Origin of the sequence: Psychrobacter sp. S4(2024) (assembly GCF_036861305.1) — a bacterium.
Classification (GTDB): domain Bacteria; phylum Pseudomonadota; class Gammaproteobacteria; order Pseudomonadales; family Moraxellaceae; genus Psychrobacter; species Psychrobacter cryohalolentis.
Genome location: NZ_JAZAQR010000001.1, coordinates 733,179 through 756,246, shown reverse-complemented (window position 1 = coordinate 756,246; position 23,068 = coordinate 733,179). Strand labels below are relative to the sequence as shown.

The following is a 23,068-nucleotide window of genomic DNA, read 5'->3' as shown; positions in this document are numbered from 1 at the left end:
TCTACAGACGGCTATCGATGTCTATCAACCTTTGCATTATAGGATGTTTGATGTAGACTCATCGACATCAATACCTATTAATTAAAGATGACACCATGTCTATAGTCAATAAATATCAACTGGTCGGTATGCTTGTCGCCGCTTTGCTGCTAAGTGCTTGCGAGAAAACGCCGCCTGATTATCGTGCTACTGTCACGCTACCGCTTTACATTGAAGGCGATGCCGATAATGGTGCACTCATATATCAAGATGCTTGTGGTCAGTGTCATCAGTTAAACCCCGGTCTCAATAAAAAAGGCCCACAGCTGATGAATATTTACGGCGCGCCGGCAGCAGAACTTGCAGATTATACTTATAGTGAAGGACTTAAAGCCTCGGGTTGGGTATGGGATTCTCAAACCCTTGATACTTATATTGCGGATGCTGAAAAAGCCATGCCAGATTCAAAAATGCTGTCAGACCCGATGCCAGATTCTAAAGAGCGCGCTGATGTGATTGCCTACTTGTCTACCCTTCGCGCAGCTGCCCCAAGCGTTGAAAATGACAAATAAACCTTACTTGATACCTTTTGTTTTCCTCACAAATTAAACCCATAATCGCCTTAACGCAGCCACTAATATGCCCCTTTCATCGAAACATCAGCTGATATCAGAAACGCGTCCTCAAACGGTGCCTAGTGCTGCTGATTATAGCCATAATCAGCAAAAAATTGCTCAGTTAATGGCGCAATTGAATCAAATCGTATTGGATAAATCGCAAGTAGTTAAGCTTGCGCTTAGTGGTATTTTAGCAGGCGGTCATTTATTGCTACAAGACTTGCCGGGTATGGGTAAGACGACCTTGGCACAAGGTTTAGCCCAGTTATTAGGCTTAAGCTTTAGCCGTGTGCAGTTCACCAATGATATGCTGCCTGCCGATATATTGGGCATGAGTATCTATGATCAAAATAAGCGCCAATTTGAGTTTCGAGCAGGTCCTATCTTTACCCAGCTGCTGCTCGCTGATGAGATCAATCGCTCAAGTCCCAAAACCCAGAGCGCTTTACTTGAAGCGATGGAGGAGCGGCAAGTGACACAAGATGGGCAAAGTTATCCCTTACCCAGGCCATTTTTTGTGATAGCCACTCAAAACCCTTTGCAGCAAGCAGGTGTTTACCCACTTCCTGAGTCGCAGCTAGATCGATTTTTATTGTGCTTATCGCTTGGTTATCCATCAGCTGCAGCAGAGCGGGCATTGTTAAAAGGTCAAGATCGCCGCGAGCTTTTAAACAGTTTGGGTGCGGTGCTTGATACGGAAGCGGTGTTATTGGCGCAGCAAGGGGTTAAGCAGGTATACATCGCAGATGTGGTCTTGGATTATCTTCAGCGTCTGGTCGCAAAGACGCGAGCAAGCCAAGAGTATCATGGGCTGTCGCCGCGCGGTTTATTGTCGCTACAGCGCGCCGCGCAGGCTTACGCCTATGTATCAGGACATATGGAGGTCACGCCTGAAGATATTCAAGCGGTATTTGCTGCAGTCACTGACCATCGTTTGGGTCAGCGTTTTGTGCCAGCCCATGTCACTGGCGGGCAAGCTACCCCGACCATTTCTCAACGTATTTTGGCAGAAGTAGCAGTTATTGTTTAAATGTTTATGATTCGATAAATGCTCATCTAAAATCATTTAACACTGAAGGCGATTCTCTAAGTGGTTATTCAACATATTGGTATCGAACGCTTTCTCTGAATATCAATGATATTGTCAATTTTATGGTAACGATAGGGTAGCCATGAGCCTTTTGCCAAAAGCTTTCACCGTAACAGCTGCCTCAGCAGCCAATCGATGGTTCGCTTCGCGTGCGCCCAAAAGTGACAGCGCCACCCTCAATTTGCGTAATGTCTATATATTTTTTAGCCGGGAAGGCATGCTATTTGCGGTGCTGCTGATCATTACTTTTATTGCCGGTATTAACTATGGCAATAACTTGGTGTTAGGTTTATGTTTTTATTTGATTAGCGTTTGGCTGATCAGCTTTCATGTAACCTTTGCGCACATTTCAGGCCTGCAAATACGTTTACTTGAGGTGACTATGGCAGAAGCAGGTGCGCCTGTTTGGGTGACTTTGCAGCTGCGCAGTGAGAGCCGTCAACCAAGACGGCAGTTGTTATTTAGCTTTGAGCAGACTGATGGCAAGGCTAATAGCAAAAAAGATAAAAAAACCAGTAAAAAAATTAAACATAACGCTGATAATAAACAGTCAATACTGGTGACACGACTGCAAAACGAGCAAATTATTCGCTTGCCTGTACCGACGCAGAATCGTGGGCAGTTTGAATTACCACGGTTAAAAATAAAAACGGTTTACCCTTTGGGTATCATGCGGGCATGGTCTTACGTGTATTTTTCCCGTAAGGTTTGGGTCTATCCAAAACCTGAAGTATTTGATTGGCAAGCGCAGTATGCAGTTGCCAGTTTGGAGGATTTACCTATAGGCGGGCAATATCGGCAAGGTCAAGATGACTTTGAGCGGCTAGATGGCTATATCGAAGGAGAGTCACTGGCACGGGTTTCTTGGGGTCACGTAGCGCGCGGTCAGGGTATGCTTACCAAGCATTTTGCCGATCCTGTTGGTCACGAGCAAACCTTGGATTATGCCGATATGCCAGCTGCGCAGCATGAACAGAAGCTGGCACAACTGGCTCACGGCACGCTCATATTAGGGCAATTGGGTGTGCCGTTTAATATGTGCTTACCAAATGAGGCACCGTCTGAATTTTCCTCTGCGGTAATGACGGGCGAGGGCGACAGCTTTGCAAAGGCTTGCTTGCTAAGATTGGCAAAAGCGCCATGAACAATTCTAAACGATCTTCCTCAAATGATATTGAAAATGTATCGATCGATTTTCTTACTAAAAATTCTACAGAGACAGCCATTTTTGAGCAATTGGCAACGGGTCAAAGCACCCGCGCTAGTGTTGAACACGGTTACGCTAGAAAATGGTATCGCAATTTTTTAGCGCTACCAGCCTATTATTGGGTATTAATTGCCCAAGTCATTGTTATTTCACCTCATGCGGCACACTTACCATTATGGCTAATGGGTTTTGCTGTCGTCAGTATTATTGCCCAATTGCCACGCATCAAAGTGCGGTTTAAAAAAATAGCATATTTAAAACGCGTCTATCAAGGCATGCAAATGCTTGGCTTCTTATTGGGGCTGGCAGGATTGTGGCTGACCTACAATACTGCATTTGGACTGGATATGGGTGTGGCATTTTTAGTGCTCTGCCTTATCAGTAAACTGTGGGAGCTTTACAAGCGCCGCGATGCTTATGTGGTGTTGAATCTTTCACTGTTTGTACTTGCAGCGTTGTTTTTGATGGATCAAGGGTTAATAACGACTTTAGAAGTGATTGTTGGCACGATTGTTGTGTTGCTGGCATTTATCGCGCTAAATGATGATGGGAATAGTCGCGGTGATGGTCGTCTGCGCACCTTGGGTGTATTGGGTATTGGAGCATTGCCACTATTGGTGGTGCTATTCCTATTCTTTCCGCGTTTGCCCCCACTGTGGTCAGTACAGTTATCAGGTCAGCAAGCGACCACAGGCGTCTCTGATAGTATGTCGCCAGGCGATTTTGCTAATTTAGGTCAGTCAACCGAATTGGCTTTCCGCGTAGAGTTTACAGACAATCGACCCCCGCAGCAGGAGTTGTATTGGCGAGGATTGGTATTTAGCGATTTTGACGGGGTTACATGGCGTCAAAGCCCTCAGCAGCGAACATGGCAGCCTACGTTACCTATACCTACTTGGATTGAAAATGCATTTTCGACTGTTCCTGATGCGGTGAAAGCTGCCCCCAACACTTATCAGATTATCTTAGAACCTACTCAGCAGAACTGGTTATTTGGACTCGATTATCCGTTTACCCAGCAGCAAGATGTCAGTGTCACCTCAGACTTTACCCTGTTAAAAGACCAGCCTGTTACCCAGCAATTACGCTACGATGTAGCACAGTTTACGCCGATGCAGATTGACCCTATACTCACTGACGAGGTGCGACGACTAAATCTTGCCTTGCCTAATAAAGGCAACCCACAAGCACGAGCATTAGCCCAGCAGCTTTTTGCCCAGTCAGGCTCAGATCCTCTACGCTATATGGCAGCTATTGAGCGCTGGATTCATAAAACAGACTTTCGTTATACACTATCTCCGCCACGGCTGAATAATAACCGTATTGATGAGTTTTTATTTGAGACCAAAGCGGGGTTTTGTGAGCACTATTCTTCCAGCTTTACCTTTATGATGCGCGCCGCTGGCATACCTGCACGGGTCGTGGCAGGCTATCAAGGTGGCGAGCTAAGCCGCAGTGGGAATGTTTGGGAGGTGCGACAAAAGGATGCGCACGCTTGGACGGAAGTTTGGCTTGAGGGTCAAGGCTGGGTACGTGTCGATCCGACTGCGTTTGTAGCGCCTGAGCGCGTCGAGCAAGGCATGGATGCGCTGACGCAGTCACAAGGGGCTACGATGTTTGGCGATGGGGCTAGCGCGCAAATCAGCTATCAGCAGTATCAGATGCTACAAACCTTGCGCCGCCTGTCAGACCAAGCCAGCTACTATTGGCAAAAAGACGTCGTCGGTTACGATCAGGACAAGCAAGCGGACTCGCTACTCAAATGGTTCAACATCCGCTCAGTGATGCAGCAAATTATTTGGTTGGCAGCAAGTGCTATTACCGTCATGGTAATTCTCGTTTTTGTCATTTGGCAACGCCGCCGCAAGCGCTGGCATCCAGCAGATCTGCCACTTGCACAGCTATCAAAACGTATTGGCAAGAATAATAAAACGTTGGCTAGGTTTGAGAGTGAAGGGCAATTGGCATGGCTTGAACGCTTGGCAATGTCAATTGATACAAGTGCTCGTCCAAAACCTGAAACAAACACTCAAAATAGTAGTCCTAGTCAGTTGGTAGACAGCAATGCTTTAACAGTGGCTCAAATGAAAATCGAGCAGATTAAAAAGGATTATCGCCAGCTGCGTTATGGGCGTTTGAGCACGATAGATCTGAGTAATAATGAGTACCAGCAAGTACTTAAGCAGCTAAAGAAAAACGTAAGGGAATTACCAAGGTTATACTGATTTGTGTGTGGTAGATGCACTAGAGTAAAAGTACTTAGATTATTTTAAAGCAATAAATAAAGGGATAGCTCTATGGCGATATACGTCGATTTTATGCAGATAGAGTTTAAAGGCTATAAGTGGTGCCATCTGCTGGCAGATACCTTGCAAGAGCTGCATGATTTTGCTGCGCTGATTGAAGTGGATGCGCGCTTATTCCATCGCCATGCCAGTTACCCGCACTACGATGTCACCGTACAAATGCGCGAAATTGCCATTGAGTATGGTGCTATCCCTGCCGATCGAAAAAAGATTATCGAATGTGCAAAGAAATTAAAAGTAGAGTTGCATGAGCAAATAGCACGCTCTGAGCATTGCTAATAAATAAATTAATATTTTAGAGATAGAAAAAAGGTGGGTTGCGATTTGGCTACCCACCTTTTTATTTATTAAATTTTTTGCTAGAAATTTACTTGGCAATAGCTGCCTTACTAACACTGTTGAGCGCTTTTGAGATGTTAGCAATCTCGGTATCGCAACCTTTAATGTTATGACGATTTTTTAAATACTCAGGATTATTATATGACAGCCATACTTTTTTATCGGCATCTTCGCTGATGAGAATTTTTTGCGGTAAGTCGATGGCGACGCTTTGCTCGCATTGCATCAATGGCGTACCCGCTTTTGGATTACCAAACATAATAACTTGTGTTGGTCTTAATGTTAAATCGACACTTTGTGCATTTTTTTGATGATCGACGCGTGCGAACACCTTCATGCCTTTGCTTTCAATAATCGCTGCCAGCTTATCAGCAGTATCTTGCACGGAATGATTACTTTGCATCGTAACCAAACCTTTTTTAGCATTGATAGCAGTCATCGTGTCTGGCATTGATGGCATCTTATCAGGTGCGTTTAAAATATTTTCAACACTGGCGCAAGAGGATACAGCCAAAGCTAAGGCAGCAATAGAGATAATCTTAAGCATAAAAAATCCTTTTTTATAGTGGTCGTTTGTTCAATGAGTGATGGTTGGCAACATCGAGTCCTTATAGTGCATCTTTACATTGTGCGTAATAAACGGTGCATAGTAAAGAGTCGCTTTGCAACATGCCTTAACGAATTATTAAGCCAAATGATCTGCTAGATAGTCCACCAACAGCCTAATTTTTGGCGATAAATGACGGTTGTGCGGGTAGACTGCCCATATCCCTTCTTCTTGCTCTCTATATTCGTCCAATACCGTCATTAAACGACCGGTTGCTAGATGTTTTTGTACATAATAATCTGGCAGTTGTACGATACCAAGCCCCTTTAGCGCGGCATCAACCAAGCTATAACCGCTGTTATACCGTATCTTACCGCTCACGCGTATATTGCGCTCTGTATCCGCTTCTTTAAAATGCCAATAATCAAGTGTACCCAATAAGCAGCTGTGTTGACTGAGTTCATCCAAGGTTTTTGGGCGACCATATTTCTCAAAATAAGCGGGCGATGCACAGACAAAGTTGGTACGGTGACTGAGTTTTTTTGCCATCATCGTAGAGTCGCTCAGCTTACCGATACGTATTGCTAAGTCATAACCACCTTCAATCAAATCAATCTTCTGATTGCTCAAAAAAGCCGTCACTTCGATATCACTATATTGCACCATAAAATCATTTATCAGTGGTAATAGCTGCTGCTCTCCATAGGTGACAGGAGCTGTCAGATTGATTCGACCTTGCGGTTTGGACTGCAAATTACTGACCGCTTGCTCTGCGGCATCAAGTCCATCAAGGATGCTGCGGCAATGCTGATAAAACACCCGCCCTTCTTCTGTTAGCGACACTTTACGCGTGGTCCGATACAGCAGCTTGGTATTGAGCCGCTTCTCCAGTGCAGTGACCTGCCGGCTTACTTGCGCTGTCGAGATGGCAAGCTTTGCCGCCGCTTTAGTAAAGCTCTCAAATTCTGCCACATAGACAAACTCACTGATACCATCCCACTTCATGATTATTACCACTGTGTAAAAGATATTTGCAAATATGCTATATTATCATTAGCAGGGAAGTAATATAAAATAATCACACTATTAAAATTCAACCATTAAAAAGAGACACTTTTATGTCAGATAAATTTATCAAATCAAAAGCTGCCATTGCTTGGGGCCCTAATCAGCCATTATCGATTGAAGAAGTGGACGTCATGCTACCGCGTAAAGGCGAAGTATTGGTCAAAATCATCGCCAGTGGCGTCTGCCATACCGATGCGTTTACTTTATCTGGTGAAGACCCAGAAGGCGTATTCCCAGCTATCCTAGGTCATGAAGGTGGCGGTATCGTTGAGCAAATCGGCGAAGGCGTGACTAGCGTGCAAGTGGGTGACCATGTCATTCCCTTATATACCGCAGAATGTGGCGTATGTAAGTTCTGTACTTCAGGTAAAACCAACTTATGCTCAGCGGTACGTGAGACCCAAGGTAAAGGCTTGATGCCAGATGGCACCACCCGTTTTTATAAAGACGGTCAGCCAATCTACCATTATATGGGTTGCTCAACCTTTTCTGAATATACGGTATTGCCAGAGATCTCTTTAGCCAAAGTTGACGCCAATGCACCGTTAGAAAAAGTTTGCTTACTTGGTTGTGGTGTGACCACTGGTCTGGGTGCAGTCATGAATACCGCTAAGGTTGAAGAAGGCGCGACCGTTGCGGTTTTCGGTCTTGGTGGTATTGGCTTAGCGGCTATTATCGGTGCAAAAATGGCAAAAGCCAGTCGTATTATCGGTATTGATATTAACGAAGATAAATTTGAGCTCGCCAAAAAGCTAGGCGCGACTGATTGCATCAACTCTAAAGATTATGACAAACCTATCCAAGAGGTTATCGTTGAGATGACGGATGGCGGTGTAGATTACTCATTTGAGTGTATCGGTAATGTCGATGTTATGCGTTCAGCGCTTGAGTGCTGTCATAAAGGTTGGGGCGAGTCGGTCATCATCGGTGTCGCTGGTGCAGGCAAAGAGATCTCAACCCGTCCATTCCAGCTAGTGACTGGTCGCGTCTGGCGTGGTTCAGCTTTTGGGGGCGTCAAAGGTCGCACGGAATTACCCGGCTATGTCGATCGTTATATGCAAGGTGATATTCCATTAAATGACTTTATCACTCATACGATGCCATTAGAGGACATCAATGAAGCGTTTGATTTAATGCATAAAGGCGAGAGTATTCGTACGGTTATTCATTTTTAACTTGTAACAGTTATAAAATTAGCATCATAGAATACGAAAAAGCCGCTCCTATCATAGGTATCATAGGAGCGGCTTTTTTCTGTCTATCTTTTAGTCCTTTTTAAAGCTATGCATATCTTCTAACATCCCCGTAAACCTCTCGTATAGCCATGGCTCCATATCATCGACCACTTGATTATAAAAATGCGGACCTACAGTTTCGATGATAAAATCCAATAAGAACTTAGCGGGCAAATTACCAATATCGATATCGAATTCCTCATTCATATAAACCCGTAGTTGATCTAAGATAAGGATCTCAGTTTCATCTGATAGGGTGATTGGTTTATCTTTATTCATATAAATGATCCTACTAAAAAATCTTAATTTACTCTTTCATATTGGCTAGCTGCTCTAAAATATTGACATAATTGTCCACGCCTTGCGCGCCACTAACCAAGTGCTGCTCATTAAAAATAATAGCAGGGACGCTTTGAATACCTTGCCTTCGCCAATGCTGCTCTACCTCACGTACGGCATTGGCAAACCGCTGGTCTTCTAAAACCGTCAGCGCCTCTTTACCATCTAACCCAATCTCTGCAGCAATATCGGCAAGTACCTTGATATCAGAGAGGTTTCTATTATCGGTAAAATGCGCGATAAATAATACCTGCTTTAACTCATGCATGCGCCCTTGCTGCTCAGCCCAATGCAAAAGCTGATGCAGATTAAAGGTGTTGTGCATACGCAAGTCATCATTAAAATTAAACTGAAAGCCGACATCAGAACCTGCCTCGGCTATTCTGGCGCGGCTAGCATCTGACTCGGCTTTGCTTGAGCCATATTTCTCCATGATATGCTCACGCATGTTTTGACCCTCGCTTGGCATATTAGGATTTAGCTCAAACGGATGCCAATGTATCTCATGATCAGTATTGGTTTGCTCTAGTGCTGCTGCTAGTTGGCGATAGCCGACGACACACCAAGGACAAACGACGTCTGATACGATATCGATGCGTAGTGGCTGCTCTGATGTTAACTGCTTTGAGTTTTCCATATGTTTTACCTAATTTATTGTCTGTTTTTATCTAATGAAGTACCATTTGAAGTAAGCTTTCTTACCTGAAGCTGACTGTAATCAATATGCTTATTAAGCGATACTTATCAAACGATACTTATCAAACGATACTAAGAGAAAGGCTAGGTGATTACAATGGCGGATAAGTTACTAATGATAACTACCAGCCATAATCATAAGCCGACTATTGATTATGGCGGCTTAAACTGGGTAGCCATCATAAGAATGACTTGAGAAATTATGTAAATAGGCAATTTAATGAGCTTTATAGAGTACCAAATGCAACCTTGTATAGAAACAGAGCGTCTGTATCTTAGACAGTGGCAAGCAAGCGATTTTGCAATATTTGCTGCTATGAATGCCGATCCAGAGGTTATGAAGTATTTTCCCAAGCTTTTACCAGCTAAAGTGAGCGATATTATTGCGAGTAAATGCCAGCAGCTGATTGAAGATAATGGTTGGGGATTTTGGGCGCTCAGTCTAAAAAAGGGTTCAAACAAAAATGATGCCTTTATTGGTTTTGTTGGCTTAAATCAGACGCATGCTGATATGTCTTTTGCTCCTTGTGTCGAGATTGCTTGGCGACTGCGTAAGGAGTTTTGGGGACAAGGCTATGCAACTGAAGCTGCTCGTGCGTCTTTAGATTTTGCTTTCAGCGAGCTAGAGCTTGATGAGGTGGTTGCATTTACTGCTGTGATTAATAAGCGCTCTCAACTGCTTATGAAGCGTATCAGGATGACTGATACGCAAAACAATTTTTATCATCCTGCACTTGAGTCAAATCACTTACTCGCTGAACATGTGCTATATAAGATCACTCGGCAGCAGTGGCAGGCAGTTTGAGTAGCTTTAGAATGAGCGTTGCCACATCAGATGCCTTGATGTATTACCATCTCATTGTGAATGGCTATTTCCATTACTTAAATGTACTAACGACTCATTGCATATAAACAGTGTGCAATGCCTTAAATAATTTTTATAAGACAAGGTGCCTATTTTCATTTAAAGTGTTATTGATAAAGCGATTGATAGCTAGATGAGGTATCAAACAGCGTTGATGGTTCTTTAACACCACTTATCCCATTAATTTCATCAATGCCTCCAAAGCACATTCAATATCTAAGAATATTAAGCCAAGTTTGGCATTCAGTTTAGCCCTAATATTCATTGCAGTCTTATAACCTGATGAAGTCATGATTACATAGTTTTTCACACTTTGAATCATGATACGGTCGGTGCTACCACAAGCCAATTCGCGGCCTATACGATCACCCAGTGACAATAAAAGCTGCATAGCTCGAATGCGCTCTTCATCGACGTCTTTTGATAGTGCTAATGAAATCATTATTCATTGTTAAAGACAAATGCTTCAATATTTGCTTTAGTTGTCTAAAGCTTTCTAAACTAATCACCTTTTTTTAATTATTAAGTTTTTACTACGCACTATTTTCAGATATTTTAATGATAAAAACTTATCCATAACTTTTGATGATGCTGATATTTACTAGACGTATACATCAAAAAAATGATATACAGTTATGAGATAAAAATAGTCTGGGCTTCTTTATCATAATTTAGCGACCCAAACCGTTGGATTCTAATCCCACCAGTTGTCATACCAGATAGCGTATAGCAGCGACATCAATCCTACATCTGTGTTCACCATCCTATCATTTTCGGGTATGCGATAGTGCGCCGGTGTAAATCAGCACGATTACAATTTCTACCCTAAGGAACCTATATGAGTATCAGTCAGGCAATCGAAAAAATCGAAGCACGTTACGCCCATCAACCTGAGTTTATTCAGGCAGTAAAAGAAGTTGCAATCACGATTGCGCCACTATATGACTCTCATCCTGAATATGATGCTTTCAAAGTTTTTGAGCGCTTGGTTGAGCCTGACCGCGTGATGGGTTTCCGTATCAACTGGGAAAATGATAAAGGTGTAGTACAGGTCAATCGCGGCTGGCGTGTCCAATTTAGTAACGCGTTAGGACCTTATAAAGGTGGTATTAGATTTCACCCAACCGTCAATCAATCGGTTTTAAAGTTCTTAGGTTTTGAGCAAATTTTTAAAAATGCCTTGACTGGTTTGCCAATGGGCGGCGCTAAAGGTGGTTCTGATTTTGATCCAAAGGGCAAGTCAGACAACGAAATCCGTCGTTTTTGCTATGCTTTCATGCGTGAGCTGCATCCCTATATCAATAAAGATACGGACGTACCGGCAGGTGATATCGGCGTTAGCGGACGCGAAATCAGCTATATGTTTGCCATGTATAAAAACCTGACCCGCGAATACGGCGGTGTATTGACTGGTAAAGGCGTAGGGTTTGGTGGAAGTTTGATGCGTACGGAAGCGACGGGCTATGGCGCGGTTTACTTCTTAGAAAATATGCTAACGGCTCAAAATGAGCGCATAGATGGTAAGCGAGTACTGGTTTCAGGCGCGGGTAACGTCTCTCTACATGCTGCTGAAAAAGCTCATATGCTGGGCGGTGTTGTGGTCACCGTATCTGATTCGCAAGGTACCTTGTATGATGAGACGGGTCTAAATCAAGAAAAAATCAACTGGTTAAAAGCGCAAAAAGCAAAAAGCCAACCATTAGCAGATTATGTAGCTGTCTATGGCGGTGAATGGTTTGCTGGACAAAAGCCTTGGCATATCAAAGGCGATATCGCTATCCCATCAGCCACGCAAAACGAAGTGAATGCAGACGACGCTAAGCTGATGGTTGAGAACGGCATTAAGTATGTGGTTGAAGGTGCTAATATGCCATTGACTGCAGAAGCAATTGATCATATCCGCTTGCACCGTGTGCACTATGCTCCAGGTAAAGCGGCAAATGCAGGCGGCGTAGCAGTATCTGGTCTTGAGATGTCACAGAACTCAGTACGTCAGTACAAAACTTTTGAAGAGATTGATGCACGTTTAAAAGTTATTATGAAAAATATTCATGACGGCGCTGCTGAAGCCTCAGAAAAATACCATCAAACTGATAAAGGTTATATCGATTATATGACTGGCGCTAATATCGTCGGCTTTAAACGTGTTGCCGATGCCTTAGTTGCTTATGGTATCTTGAACTAAGAGCGGTTTATAGATCATACTACAGTCGATTCAATTTAAAAAGAATACAGTACTGTTGGGATAAATTTTGCGAAGCCTCTGGAGTGCGAAGCGCACAGCAAGCGAGAGAAATTTATCCCAGCATAATGCTATTCTGAACGTAACTCTTTTATATTGAACTCAATATAAGACATAAGTTGTTAATGTCATAAATTCTTTTCATAAACCAAAAAGCCTCAATCGTTCATTGATTGGGGCTTTTTAGGATTTAAAAGAGCGTGGTCAAAAACGAGTGGTGAAGTTTAACGCCATGCACCTTTGATCATAATACCTTCAATAGGATTTAACCCCATTTGATAGGCTAAATCAGCAGGGCGAGTGATATCCCAAAGTGCCAAGTCTGCATCACAGCCCACTTCTATACGCCCTTTATCAGCTAGACCTAACGCTTGAGCTGCATGAACCGTTGCCCCTGCCAATACTTCTTCAGGGGTCATATAAAATAGCGTACAGCCCATATTCATCGCTAATAGCAGTGAGGTCAGCGGTGAGGTACCTGGATTACAGTCAGTCGAAATTGCCATTGGTACTTGATGTTTACGCAGTTCTTCGATCGGTGGCAACTTGGTATCACGTAAGGTATAAAACGCGCCTGGCAACAGCACAGCAACGGTATTGCTTGCTGCCATTTTTTTGATATCGTCTTCTACTAAGTGCTCAAGATGGTCGCTTGATAATCCTTGATATTCAGCAACTAAGGCGCTAGCGCCTATATTTGATAGTTGTTCAGAATGCAGTTTCATCGGTAAGTTTAATGAGCGTGCGACTTCAAAGACGCGCTTAATCTGCTCAGCATTAAAGGCAATGTTTTCACAAAAGCCATCGACTGCATCGACCAAGCCCTCGCTATGCAAGATTGGTAACCACTGGCAAACTTGCTCAATATAGTCATCGACACGATCTTTGTATTCAGGTGGTAGGGCATGAGCAGCTAAATAAGTGGTGCTGACATGAATATTGTGTTTGTCACCGAGTGCGCGCGCTACAATCAGCATCTTACGTTCAGTGTCTAAGTCTAGTCCATAACCAGATTTAATCTCGATACTGGTCACACCTTCTTTGATAAGCGCCAGCAGTCGTTTTTCACTCTGTGCAAACAATTCTTCGATATTGGCTTCGCGAGTGGAACGAACTGTTGAGACAATACCGCCACCTTGGGCAGCGATATCTTGATAGTTGGCACCGTGTAGACGCGCTTCAAACTCATTGCTGCGGTTGCCGCCATAGACGATATGAGTATGGCAATCTATCAATCCAGGCGTTATCCAATGATTATCAGCGTCAGTGATTTGCTGACTTTGATAATGCGTGAGAGAGGGTGTTATTTGCGTATGCGCCCCAATCCATGCAATTTTGCGGTCTTTGATGCCGATAGCAGCGTTTTCTAATTGACCATAAGGCATGCTTTTTGCGGCTGTGGATATACTGTTTTTATTCTCAGCATAAGTATCGAAACCATATTGCGCTGAAAAAGTCGCAAGATTGGCATTGATAATAATATGGTCAAACGTTGTTAAGGCATCCATAGCATCGGTAGTGTTGATAGAGTCGTCAAGTATCTGTTCGCTAGAGTTGTTCATAATAAGCTCCTGCTTAATACTGATAATCAGGTAAATATATAAAATTCATTTCTAAAGTTAAACTTATAAGCCTTTATCTATAAATTTAGTAAATGCTGCTCGATAATAGTAGCCAAAAGACGAGCGGCAACTTTGCAGCTACGCGAATCAATATCAAAAGTAGGGTTGATCTCAGCAATATCGGCTACTTTTACCTTACCAGAGGACAAGATAAGTTTGACCGCGCGCTCAACGAAACTGAGCTCAATACCATAGGCAGCAGGTGCACTGACACCAGGTACGACGCTAGATGGTAAGCAATCCATATCAATGGTTAAATAAATAATATCGACGCTCTCGATGAAACTGGTTATTTGAGCAGCAATTTTTTTCCATTTTTTATTGGTACACTCTTCATCACTGATGATATGCACGCCCAATTGCTCAGCACGATCAAAGAGCGCAGCGGTGTTAGAGAAACGACTGACGCCAATACAACAATAATTAAATGGCTGACCTTGCTCGTCAAGATGCTCGGCAATTTGTCGAAATGGCGTACCCGAGGTAGCGACATCAGACTGACGAATATCAAGATGAGCATCAAAGTTAATAATGCCAATACGCAGCAGCGCGTCTGTATTATTGGTAGCGTCTGTCTGCTGCAGCGCTTGCCACAATCCTAAAAAACTACCATAAGCAATAGCATGACCACCGCCAAGACCGATGGGTAAGCCACCTTGCTTGATAATCTGGCTTACCTTATCGGCATAATTGAGTTGTGCTTGTTCTAGCATGTTTGCGGCAAATTCATCATGATCATGGCAGTGAATATCACCCGCATCACCCAGTAAGGTTGGCAGTTGATTGTCAAAGCGCTGCTGTAGCTCAGCGATGACTGGCAGTGCAGCAAACGCCTGACGAATCAATGGCGGTGCGGCTCTTGCGCCCACACGTCCTTGATTGCGCCTGACACCTTGGTCACAAGCGAAACCGACCAGCCCAATACGCTGGCCGTTTTGCTGACTGGTGCTATCAAAGGCATAAGGCTGCGCTATTTGATACCAGTAGCGAGCGCGAGCTGTCTCAAACGGCTCCGCACGTCCTGTCCAGCGACTCATATTAGCTGCCGTATGGCTCACGGCTTCTGTATGGGTAATCGTGCTTGCTGCTTTATTTGTTAGAGATGTCATCGCCAGATTCCTTTTTGCAATCAGCCTTTATTTAGAGTCGTACCAATTACTACGCAATGACTGCCAATGCTCAGCAAGCGTACCATCTAATACCAGCTGCTTTGCCGCTTCAATGTCAGGGGCTAGGTAGCGGTCTTTATCATAAAAAGTTACTTGGTCGCGTAGTTTCTGATGTGCCAAAGTTAAAGGCTCTGAGGTCTCTAACCCACGATGGAAGTCGATACCTTGACCAGCGGCTAATAGCTCAATACCGATAATGGTGGCGGTATTTTGCGCCATCTCATATAAGCGACGGGCGCAATAAGTTGCCATCGATACATGGTCTTCTTGATTGGCAGAAGTTGGAATGCTATCGACACTGCCCGGATGGGCGATAGATTTATTCTCTGAAGCGAGCGCTGCTGCAGTGACATGGGCAATCATAAAGCCTGAGTTGACCCCAGCATTATCAACTAAGAATGGCGGCAAACCACCTGATAAAGTAGCATCGATCAGCAAAGCGATACGGCGCTCAGACATAGAACCAATCTCAGCAATGGCCAAGGCTAAAATATCAGCAGCAAAAGCTACTGGCTCAGCATGGAAATTACCACCTGAGATAGCAACTGGACCGTCTTCATTGTTAAAGATAAGTGGATTATCGGTTACAGCATTTGATTCAATTAGCAGTGTCTTGCCTGCTTGATTGATGATATCAAGGCAAGCGCCCATCACTTGTGGCTGGCAACGCAGGCAGTAAGGATCTTGTACTCTGTCGTCTTGCTCGCCATCGTGTGAGGCGCGAATGGCACTGCCTTTAATCAGCTGACGGTGCGCTTTGGCGATTTCAATTTGACCATGATGACCACGTACTTCGTGAATGCGTGCGTCAAATGGCGCATCTGAGCCTTTAGCCGCATCGATAGACAGTGAGCCGACGATGGTTGCCGTCTCAAGCAAATCACGTGCTAAGAAATAACCACGTAGTGCCAATGCAGTTGATACTTGAGTGCCATTAATCAGGGCAAGACCTTCTTTTGCCGCAAGGGTGATTGGCTCAAGACCATGCTGTGCTAAAGCATCAACGGCCAGTACTTTTTTACCATCAACATAAACATGACCTTCGCCCATCATCGCCAGTGTCATATGCGATAAAGGTGCGAGATCTCCTGAAGCACCCACTGAGCCTTTGGCAGGGATATTTGGGGTAATTTGGTTATTAATTAAGCCCAGTAAGCTGTCGACCACGGCGCGGCGGACGCCAGAAACACCTTGTGCCAAACTGGTCACCTTCATCACCATAATCAGGCGAACCACATTGGCTGGTAATGCTTCGCCAGTGCCCACCGAGTGAGACACGATAAGGTTACGCTGTAGTAATTCTAACTGATCATCGCTGATACGGGTTTTTGCCAACAGACCAAAACCTGTATTGATACCATAAGCGCTTTTATCACGGCGGATAATTGTTTGTACATCTTCGTGCGAGGCGTCTATTGCCTCATAAGCGCTATCAGGCAAGGTCAATATGACGGGCTGCTCATAGATATCGCGTAGTATCTCAAAGCTAAGCTGACGTGGCTGTAGGGTTAATTTTTTGATAGCAGTCATGGTGGTAATCCTAGGGTTAAATGTTATTAGCTGTATTTATTATATGGTGGAGTATTGATGTTGTGCTTGTATTAATAGGTGCAATCTATCCTAACTTATCCAGCCGAAAGACATTGCCAAATGTCCAAAAGCTGCTGCCAGTAAGATACTAAGTGCTACACGCTGGAACCAAACGATGACCATTTTCCCAACAGAGATAGGAATCTCAGTTGCTAGTACACAAGGAATCATGGCAGAAAAGAACAGCACACTGCTAATAGAGATGACGCCTGCGACATAACGGGTCAACATATCCGCTTCACTGAGCAATAATGCGGGCAAGAACATCTCAGCCAATCCTGCAGACATGCCTTTGGCAGCGACGAGCGGCTCTGGCAAACCGCCCAACCAAGTAAAGGGGTAAAGCAGTAAACCTAAAGCGTCAAATACTGACGTGTACTTTGCCAATAATAAACCAGTGAGTCCAACGGCGATAATAGAGGGCACAATAGCGGCTGCCATTGTCAAGCCATCACGAAAGTTGGTCCATAGAATCTGTTTAAAATCTGATGCACGGCGTGACGTGGACAAACCTAGCTCATATGCCGCTTTTAGACGCGTGCCTCTTTTGTAGTCTAAATTTGGACGCTCAACCTCATTATCAAACCGACTAATTGGTGGAATACGGGCAGTGATAGCGGTGACAATAAAGGTAATCACTAGCGTTGACCAAAAAAACAGATTCCAAAATTCCATCAATCCCAGTGTTTTGGCAACAATTACCATAAACGCAGCTGATACAGTTGAAAAACCAGTCGCAATGATAATGGCTTCACGCGCAGAATATTGCTTTTGCAGATACACACGATTAGTGATAAGTAAGCCAATCGAATAACTACCCACAAAAGAAGCAACTGCATCAATCGCTGATGCGCCCGGCGTTTTCCAGATAGGTTTCATAATCGGCTGCATCAATACACCAACCATCTCAAGCAAACCAAAACCCACTAAAAACGCCAGAATCAAAGCCCCAAGCGGCACAATCATACCAACGGGTAGCGCCAGTTTTTCAAATAAAAACGGCAGCATATCTTTTTCCATCATAAAGGCTGGAGCGTTACCAGTGATATACATCACAGCTAATACCAGTCCCAGTACTTTAAAGACAGTTAGGATTTTATGGGTGATGTTTTTGCGCCATGAGCCATCAATAAACGGTTTACTTACTCCAAATATCATCAGCATAAATAACAACGTTACAGATAAAGTATGTTGCTGATTGACCAGATAAGTTGCACCATGGTCGAACAAAATTGTACTTTTTTCACCAATGGTAAATGGCACAAAAAACATCACCAAACCGATCATACTAAAGACAGTCAATTGCAGTAGTGCAATGGGTTTTGACAGTAATGTCTCTGGCGTTGTCGTATCGGGCACGGTGTTAGCAACTTGCTTAGTTTTCTCTAGTTGTAGGGTATCTTGCTTGGTCATATTATCTTCCTTGATAAAATCATGTGATCTATGTGTCTATGGAGAATTACTTAATCATAGGAAGATTTAGACCGTAATCCTTAGCAGTTTTAATCGCCAACTCATAGCCCGCATCGGCATGACGCATAACGCCAGAACCACAATCGTTGACCAGTACTCGCGCTAAACGCTTGGCTGCGGCATCAGTACCGTCAGCGACGATAACCATGCCAGAGTGCTGCGAGTAGCCCATACCAACACCGCCGCCATGATGCAATGATACCCACGTGGCGCCGCCTGCGACATTCAGCATACCGTTTAATAATGCCCAATCCGATACCGCATCTGAGCCATCTTTCATACTTTCTGTTTCGCGGTTTGGGCTGGCAACAGAACCGGTATCCAAATGGTCACGACCAATGACGATAGGACCTTTAAGCTCGCCGTTTTTGACCATCTCATTGAAGGCAAGACCTGCTTTATCACGCTCACCTAGACCTAACCAACAGATACGTGCTGGCAGACCTTGGAACTGAATGCGCTCTTTTGCCATATCGAGCCAGCGATGAATGTGCTGATTATCAGGGAATAGCTCTTTGATTTTTTGATCGGTCTTATAGATATCTTCTGGATCACCTGATAACGCTACCCAGCGGAATGGGCCTTTGCCTTGGCAAAACAGTGGACGAATATAAGCAGGGACAAAACCTGGGAAATTAAAGGCATTTTTTACGCCTTCATCAAACGCCACCTGACGGATGTTATTGCCATAATCGGTCGTTGGGATGTCCATTGCCTGCAAGTCTAGCATCGCCTGTACGTGTACGGCACAAGATGCGGCAGCAGCTTTGGTTAAGGTAGCATGTTGCTCTGGGTCTTCTTGTGCCGCTTTCCATTCTTCAACCGTCCAGCCGCTTGGTAAATAGCCATTGATTAAATCGTGTGCTGAGGTTTGATCGGTGACCAAATCAGGTTTGATTTCGCCTGCATTGGCACGCTTTACCATCTCAGGCAAGATGTCTGCTGCATTACCAAGTAGGGCGATAGAAACGGCTTCACCAGCTGCAGTATGTTGCTTAATCAGCTCATAGGCATGGTCAAGATTGTCAGCTTGTTTATCGACGTAGCCCGTACGCAAACGGAAATCGATACTAGACTGCTGACACTCGATGTTTAATGAGGTTGCACCAGCAAAGGTTGCAGCTAATGGCTGCGCGCCGCCCATACCACCAAGACCAGCGGTCAAAATCCAACGGCCTGCCCAGCTACCGTCATAATGCTGACGACCTGCTTCCACAAAAGTCTCATAAGTACCTTGGACAATGCCTTGCGTGCCGATATAAATCCAGCTACCGGCGGTCATTTGGCCATACATCATTAAGTCTTTACGATCGAGCTCGTTGAAGTGCTCCCACGTTGCCCAGCGGGGCACAAGGTTAGAATTGGCGATCAAGACGCGCGGTGCATTTTCATGTGTCTGAAACACGCCGACGGGTTTGCCAGATTGCACCAATAATGTCTCGTCATCTTCTAATTCTTTTAATGACTCTAGGATTTGATCGTAGCTTTCCCAGTTACGGGCTGCACGTCCGATACCACCGTATACGACTAGACTTTTTGGATTTTCCGCCACATCAGGATGCAAGTTGTTTTGCAGCATACGATAAGGAGCTTCGGTCAGCCAGCTTTTGCAATGTAGGGTGCTGCCAGTAGGCGCGGCGATTTCGCGGCTTTCGTCACGGCGAGTATATTCGGGGGTTTTGTTCAATCCATTATCAGTAGTCATGATCATATCCTTGTGATATCTGTTGAGGCAATAGGGTAATCAAAGTGAGTCTTATACGGTCAGTCTGCTAAATTTATTTACACTGCCGTAAAGTTGTATATACAAATTATCAGGAATTATTTTTTCATGCAAGTTTTTTTTCTTTGTTGCTGCATTATTTTTGTGAGTGATTAGACAAACAGGCAGCTGCCATATGGTTTTGCTGAGGTTTGTATGATTATCTCGTGTTACTATGACGCTATTCTTATTGGTAAAACTAACGGTTAAAAATGGATACGATAAAGGCGATTCCGGCATATCAACGCATTAAAAATGCGATATTGGACAATATTCATTCAGGTAAATGGCAAGCGGGCAATGCGATTTCTACCGAAATGGCGTTGGCAGAAGAGTTTGGTGTCTCTCGTATGACGGTCAACCGTGCTTTAAAGGAATTGAGCGAAGAGCGAGTATTGGAGCGCCGTCAAGGGTCGGGGACGTTTGTTGCGCAGCAGCAGTTTAATCATACGTTTGTAGAAGTGCGTAATATCGCTCAAGATTTAAAGTCTGCCAATCGTGATTATCAAGCAAAAGTTGTCAGTAAGCGTGGCATTACTGCTTCTATGCTCAATGATGAGCTACGGCGTAAATTTGGTCTTGAGAAGGTGGTTGAAACTTCTGAATCGAAAAAAGGTAAAAGTATTGATAGCGAAGCCGCTGTTTTATATGAGGTCAAGATCATCCATTTTGCGGATGGTCAGCCGATACAGTTTGAAGAGCGCTGGGTGGATGCTCTAAAGGTCCCAGAGTTTATCGAGCAAGATTTTAGCGTGGTCAATACCAGTGATTATCTCATTGCAAAAAGCCCATTGGAGCGCGGTAGCTATACTATTCGAGCACTAGCCGCACCCGATGAGATTGCAGCGTTACTACAGATTACCGCGCAGTCGCCTACATTGGTACTTTGTCGTCAAACTTACTCAGCGGGTCAAGTACTGACTTTTGTCAAAATGTGGCACGCAGGTGAGCGATACCAGTTTTCAGGTGAACTATAACAACCTTACGCATATTCACTATTTTTGTACGTTTATTCTTTCTAAATTGCGTTAATATACACATGAGCAGGTGTCTAATGGGCAGATTTAGAATAAGTATTTGTCATAAAATGCCTCAAATTTTCAAGAATAAAATAAAACCAGCATTGAAAAATATGCTGTGTATCCTCAAATTGAGCAGTCACAGTCAAATAATACCAAGCAGATATTTATGATGATATCTGCTTGTTCTTCAGTACGATTTTATTGGCAGGACATATTTTGCTTTATTTGACTCAGTCACTTTTATTTACTCACTATGATAAGGACGTCTTATGAAACGTCGCACGCTTTTAGCCCTTGCCGCAAGTACCGTATTGCTTGCCGCTTGTGGTCAATCACCTACCAATGATGCTGAAACCAAGGCAACTGATACCGCTGCAAGTGGCGGTTCTGATTTGCTACAGCGTATCAATAACGGCGGCACTATCAACGTCGGTACCGAAGGCACTTATCCTCCATTCACTTATCATGATGAGAGCGGCAAACTGACCGGCTATGATGTCGAAGTGACGCGTGCCGTTGCTGACAAACTGGGCGTTAAAGTTGAGTTTCAAGAAACCCAGTGGGATGCAATGCTCGCAGGTTTGGACGCCAAGCGTTTTGATATGGTTGCCAACCAAGTCAGCTTGACCACGCCTGAGCGTTTAGCAAAATATGATAAAGCGCAAGCGTATAGCTGGTCAGGCGCAGTGGTTTTAGCGCCAAAAGATGATAACCGTTATAGCTCGTGGGAGGCTTTAAAAGGTCTACGTAGTGCTCAGTCCTTGACCAGCAACTATGGTGAGCTTGCAGAGCGTTATCAAGCTGAAGTCATCCCTGTTGATGGTATGGCTCAAGCGATCCAGCTGGTCAAACAAGATCGCGCTGACTTTACCATGAATGACAATCTTGCCATTTTGGATTATCTAAAAAAATTCCCAGATGCGGCGCTTGAGATTAAATTGACGGCCCCTGTTAGTGAGCAAACCGGTTCAGGCTTGGTATTGATAAAAGGTGATGATGCGGTATTGGCAAAATTAGACGAAGCCATGGCAGCATTGGCCGCTGATGGAACGCTCACCAAACTGAGCCAAGAATTCTTTGGTGCTGATATAAGTCAACAAAAATAATGCTAGCTTCTATAACGTCAGTGTTAGCAGATTTATTGGCATTATTGCCGTTTATGAGTCCTGATCGGGCGCAGATTGTTATCTCGTCTTTTTGGCCGATGCTTAAAGGCGGTATCTATTATTCGATACCGCTGGCATTGATATCGTTTGCGATCGGTATGGCAATTGCGCTGACCGTGGCACTGATTCGTATCGTGCCGCGTGCTGGTTGGGTTCATGAGATTGTCTATAGACTTGCTCGCATCTATGTGTCTGCCATTCGCGGCACGCCGATGCTGGTACAGCTATTTATTATCTTTTATGGTTTACCGAGTGTTGGGGTCAAGCTTGATCCTTTTCCGTCAGCGATCATCGCTTTTTCGCTAAATATTGGTGCTTATGCGTCAGAGACGGTGCGCGCATCCATTTTGTCTATTCCAAAAGGACAGTGGGAAGCTGGTTCGACTGTCGGCTTGACGTATTTGCAGACCTTTCGCCATGTTATTTTGCCGCAGGCACTACGCGTATCCGTACCGCCGCTATCTAATACCTTTATCAGTCTGGTAAAAGATACTTCGCTAGCATCGCTCGTATTGGTGACTGAGCTGTTTAAACAAGCGCAGATTATCACCGCGCGTAACTATGAGTTTATGTTGGTCTATATCGAAGCGGCCATTATCTATTGGGGTATTTGTCTGTTTTTGACCTTTATCCAAGGTAGGCTTGAAACGCGTCTTGATCGTTATGTTGCCAAATAATATCGCTATCAACCCATGATATATTTCTCGCCCCTTTAACCCATGTGTTTTTTAATT

The 23,068-nt window shown here is 44.2% G+C and carries 21 protein-coding genes; 11 read left to right on the top strand and 10 right to left on the bottom strand.

Features of this window, described 5'->3' with window-relative positions; all coding sequences use genetic code 11:
- Positions 1-95: 95 nt before the first annotated feature.
- The 5 genes from VLA57_RS03260 (at position 96) to VLA57_RS03240 (ending at position 5,478) form a co-directional block, all read left to right on the top strand.
- A complete protein-coding gene (locus tag VLA57_RS03260) occupies positions 96-551 on the top strand; it encodes a c-type cytochrome (RefSeq protein WP_333954346.1) in 456 nt (151 codons plus the stop codon).
- Between the two features lie 67 nt (positions 552-618).
- A complete protein-coding gene (locus tag VLA57_RS03255) occupies positions 619-1,626 on the top strand; it encodes an AAA family ATPase (protein WP_201531011.1) in 1,008 nt (335 codons plus the stop codon).
- A 142-nt stretch (positions 1,627-1,768) separates the two neighbouring features.
- Positions 1,769-2,830 carry a hypothetical protein gene (locus VLA57_RS03250; protein WP_333954345.1) on the top strand — a complete coding sequence of 354 codons (1,062 nt, stop codon included), beginning with the start codon at positions 1,769-1,771 and terminating at the stop codon, positions 2,828-2,830.
- Complete coding sequence (locus VLA57_RS03245) at positions 2,827-5,118, top strand: transglutaminase family protein (RefSeq protein ID WP_333954344.1); 2,292 nt, start codon at positions 2,827-2,829, stop codon at positions 5,116-5,118. The genes VLA57_RS03250 and VLA57_RS03245 overlap by 4 nt, the downstream gene beginning before the upstream one ends.
- A gap of 72 nt (positions 5,119-5,190) precedes the next feature.
- Entirely contained in the window at positions 5,191-5,478 is a 288-nt protein-coding gene (locus VLA57_RS03240; RefSeq protein WP_020444115.1) for a DUF4031 domain-containing protein, read from the top strand.
- Positions 5,479-5,566: 88 nt separating this feature from the next.
- On the opposite strand, the gene VLA57_RS03235 is transcribed toward VLA57_RS03240, so the two are convergent.
- Complete coding sequence (locus VLA57_RS03235; RefSeq protein ID WP_333954343.1) at positions 5,567-6,085, bottom strand: DUF302 domain-containing protein; 519 nt, start codon at positions 6,083-6,085, stop codon at positions 5,567-5,569.
- A gap of 138 nt (positions 6,086-6,223) precedes the next feature.
- Positions 6,224-7,090: a LysR family transcriptional regulator gene (locus VLA57_RS03230; protein WP_181209758.1), complete on the bottom strand. Its 867-nt coding sequence runs from the start codon at positions 7,088-7,090 to the stop codon at positions 6,224-6,226.
- Between the two features lie 128 nt (positions 7,091-7,218).
- On the opposite strand from VLA57_RS03230, the gene VLA57_RS03225 reads away from it, so the two are divergent.
- The gene (locus VLA57_RS03225; RefSeq protein WP_442968862.1) at positions 7,219-8,328 is read left to right on the top strand and encodes an S-(hydroxymethyl)glutathione dehydrogenase/class III alcohol dehydrogenase; all 1,110 of its coding nucleotides are present in this window, start codon (positions 7,219-7,221) and stop codon (positions 8,326-8,328) included.
- A gap of 90 nt (positions 8,329-8,418) precedes the next feature.
- On the opposite strand, the gene VLA57_RS03220 is transcribed toward VLA57_RS03225, so the two are convergent.
- Positions 8,419-8,667: a DUF2164 domain-containing protein gene (locus VLA57_RS03220; RefSeq protein ID WP_149409261.1), complete on the bottom strand. Its 249-nt coding sequence runs from the start codon at positions 8,665-8,667 to the stop codon at positions 8,419-8,421.
- A 28-nt stretch (positions 8,668-8,695) separates the two neighbouring features.
- Positions 8,696-9,364, bottom strand: a complete 669-nt coding sequence (locus VLA57_RS03215; RefSeq protein ID WP_333954339.1) for a DsbA family oxidoreductase — start codon at positions 9,362-9,364, stop codon at positions 8,696-8,698.
- 300 nt (positions 9,365-9,664) lie between these two features.
- On the opposite strand from VLA57_RS03215, the gene VLA57_RS03210 reads away from it, so the two are divergent.
- On the top strand, positions 9,665-10,228 hold the full coding sequence (locus VLA57_RS03210; RefSeq protein WP_333954337.1) for a GNAT family N-acetyltransferase: 564 nt from the start codon (positions 9,665-9,667) through the stop codon (positions 10,226-10,228).
- 232 nt (positions 10,229-10,460) lie between these two features.
- Here the strand turns inward: VLA57_RS03210 and VLA57_RS03205 are convergent, their stop codons facing one another.
- Positions 10,461-10,730, bottom strand: coding sequence for a hypothetical protein (locus VLA57_RS03205; protein WP_149492119.1), 270 nt, complete (start codon positions 10,728-10,730; stop codon positions 10,461-10,463).
- A gap of 396 nt (positions 10,731-11,126) precedes the next feature.
- On the opposite strand from VLA57_RS03205, the gene gdhA reads away from it, so the two are divergent.
- Positions 11,127-12,473, top strand: coding sequence for an NADP-specific glutamate dehydrogenase (gene gdhA, locus VLA57_RS03200; protein ID WP_133105107.1), 1,347 nt, complete (start codon positions 11,127-11,129; stop codon positions 12,471-12,473).
- Between the two features lie 281 nt (positions 12,474-12,754).
- Here gdhA and hutI read toward each other — a convergent pair whose 3' ends face one another.
- The 5 genes from hutI to hutU form a co-directional block, all read right to left on the bottom strand.
- The gene (gene hutI / locus VLA57_RS03195; RefSeq protein ID WP_133105106.1) at positions 12,755-14,092 is read right to left on the bottom strand and encodes an imidazolonepropionase; all 1,338 of its coding nucleotides are present in this window, start codon (positions 14,090-14,092) and stop codon (positions 12,755-12,757) included.
- Between the two features lie 77 nt (positions 14,093-14,169).
- Complete coding sequence (hutG, locus tag VLA57_RS03190) at positions 14,170-15,261, bottom strand: formimidoylglutamase (RefSeq protein ID WP_133105105.1); 1,092 nt, start codon at positions 15,259-15,261, stop codon at positions 14,170-14,172.
- A gap of 27 nt (positions 15,262-15,288) precedes the next feature.
- Positions 15,289-16,851, bottom strand: a complete 1,563-nt coding sequence (gene hutH, locus VLA57_RS03185; protein WP_133105104.1) for a histidine ammonia-lyase — start codon at positions 16,849-16,851, stop codon at positions 15,289-15,291.
- Between the two features lie 90 nt (positions 16,852-16,941).
- Positions 16,942-18,324 (bottom strand): YjiH family protein, encoded by a 1,383-nt coding sequence (locus tag VLA57_RS03180; protein WP_133105103.1) that lies wholly within the window; start codon positions 18,322-18,324, stop codon positions 16,942-16,944.
- 46 nt (positions 18,325-18,370) lie between these two features.
- Positions 18,371-20,089, bottom strand: a complete 1,719-nt coding sequence (gene hutU, locus VLA57_RS03175; protein ID WP_133105102.1) for a urocanate hydratase — start codon at positions 20,087-20,089, stop codon at positions 18,371-18,373.
- A 269-nt stretch (positions 20,090-20,358) separates the two neighbouring features.
- On the opposite strand from hutU, the gene VLA57_RS03170 reads away from it, so the two are divergent.
- The 3 genes from VLA57_RS03170 (at position 20,359) to VLA57_RS03160 (ending at position 23,011) form a co-directional block, all read left to right on the top strand.
- Positions 20,359-21,123: a UTRA domain-containing protein gene (locus VLA57_RS03170; RefSeq protein ID WP_133105101.1), complete on the top strand. Its 765-nt coding sequence runs from the start codon at positions 20,359-20,361 to the stop codon at positions 21,121-21,123.
- Between the two features lie 314 nt (positions 21,124-21,437).
- On the top strand, positions 21,438-22,274 hold the full coding sequence (locus tag VLA57_RS03165) for an amino acid ABC transporter substrate-binding protein (RefSeq protein WP_011514248.1): 837 nt from the start codon (positions 21,438-21,440) through the stop codon (positions 22,272-22,274).
- Positions 22,274-23,011, top strand: coding sequence for an amino acid ABC transporter permease (locus VLA57_RS03160; RefSeq protein ID WP_133105100.1), 738 nt, complete (start codon positions 22,274-22,276; stop codon positions 23,009-23,011). The genes VLA57_RS03165 and VLA57_RS03160 overlap by 1 nt, the downstream gene beginning before the upstream one ends.
- Positions 23,012-23,068: the final 57 nt, after the last annotated feature.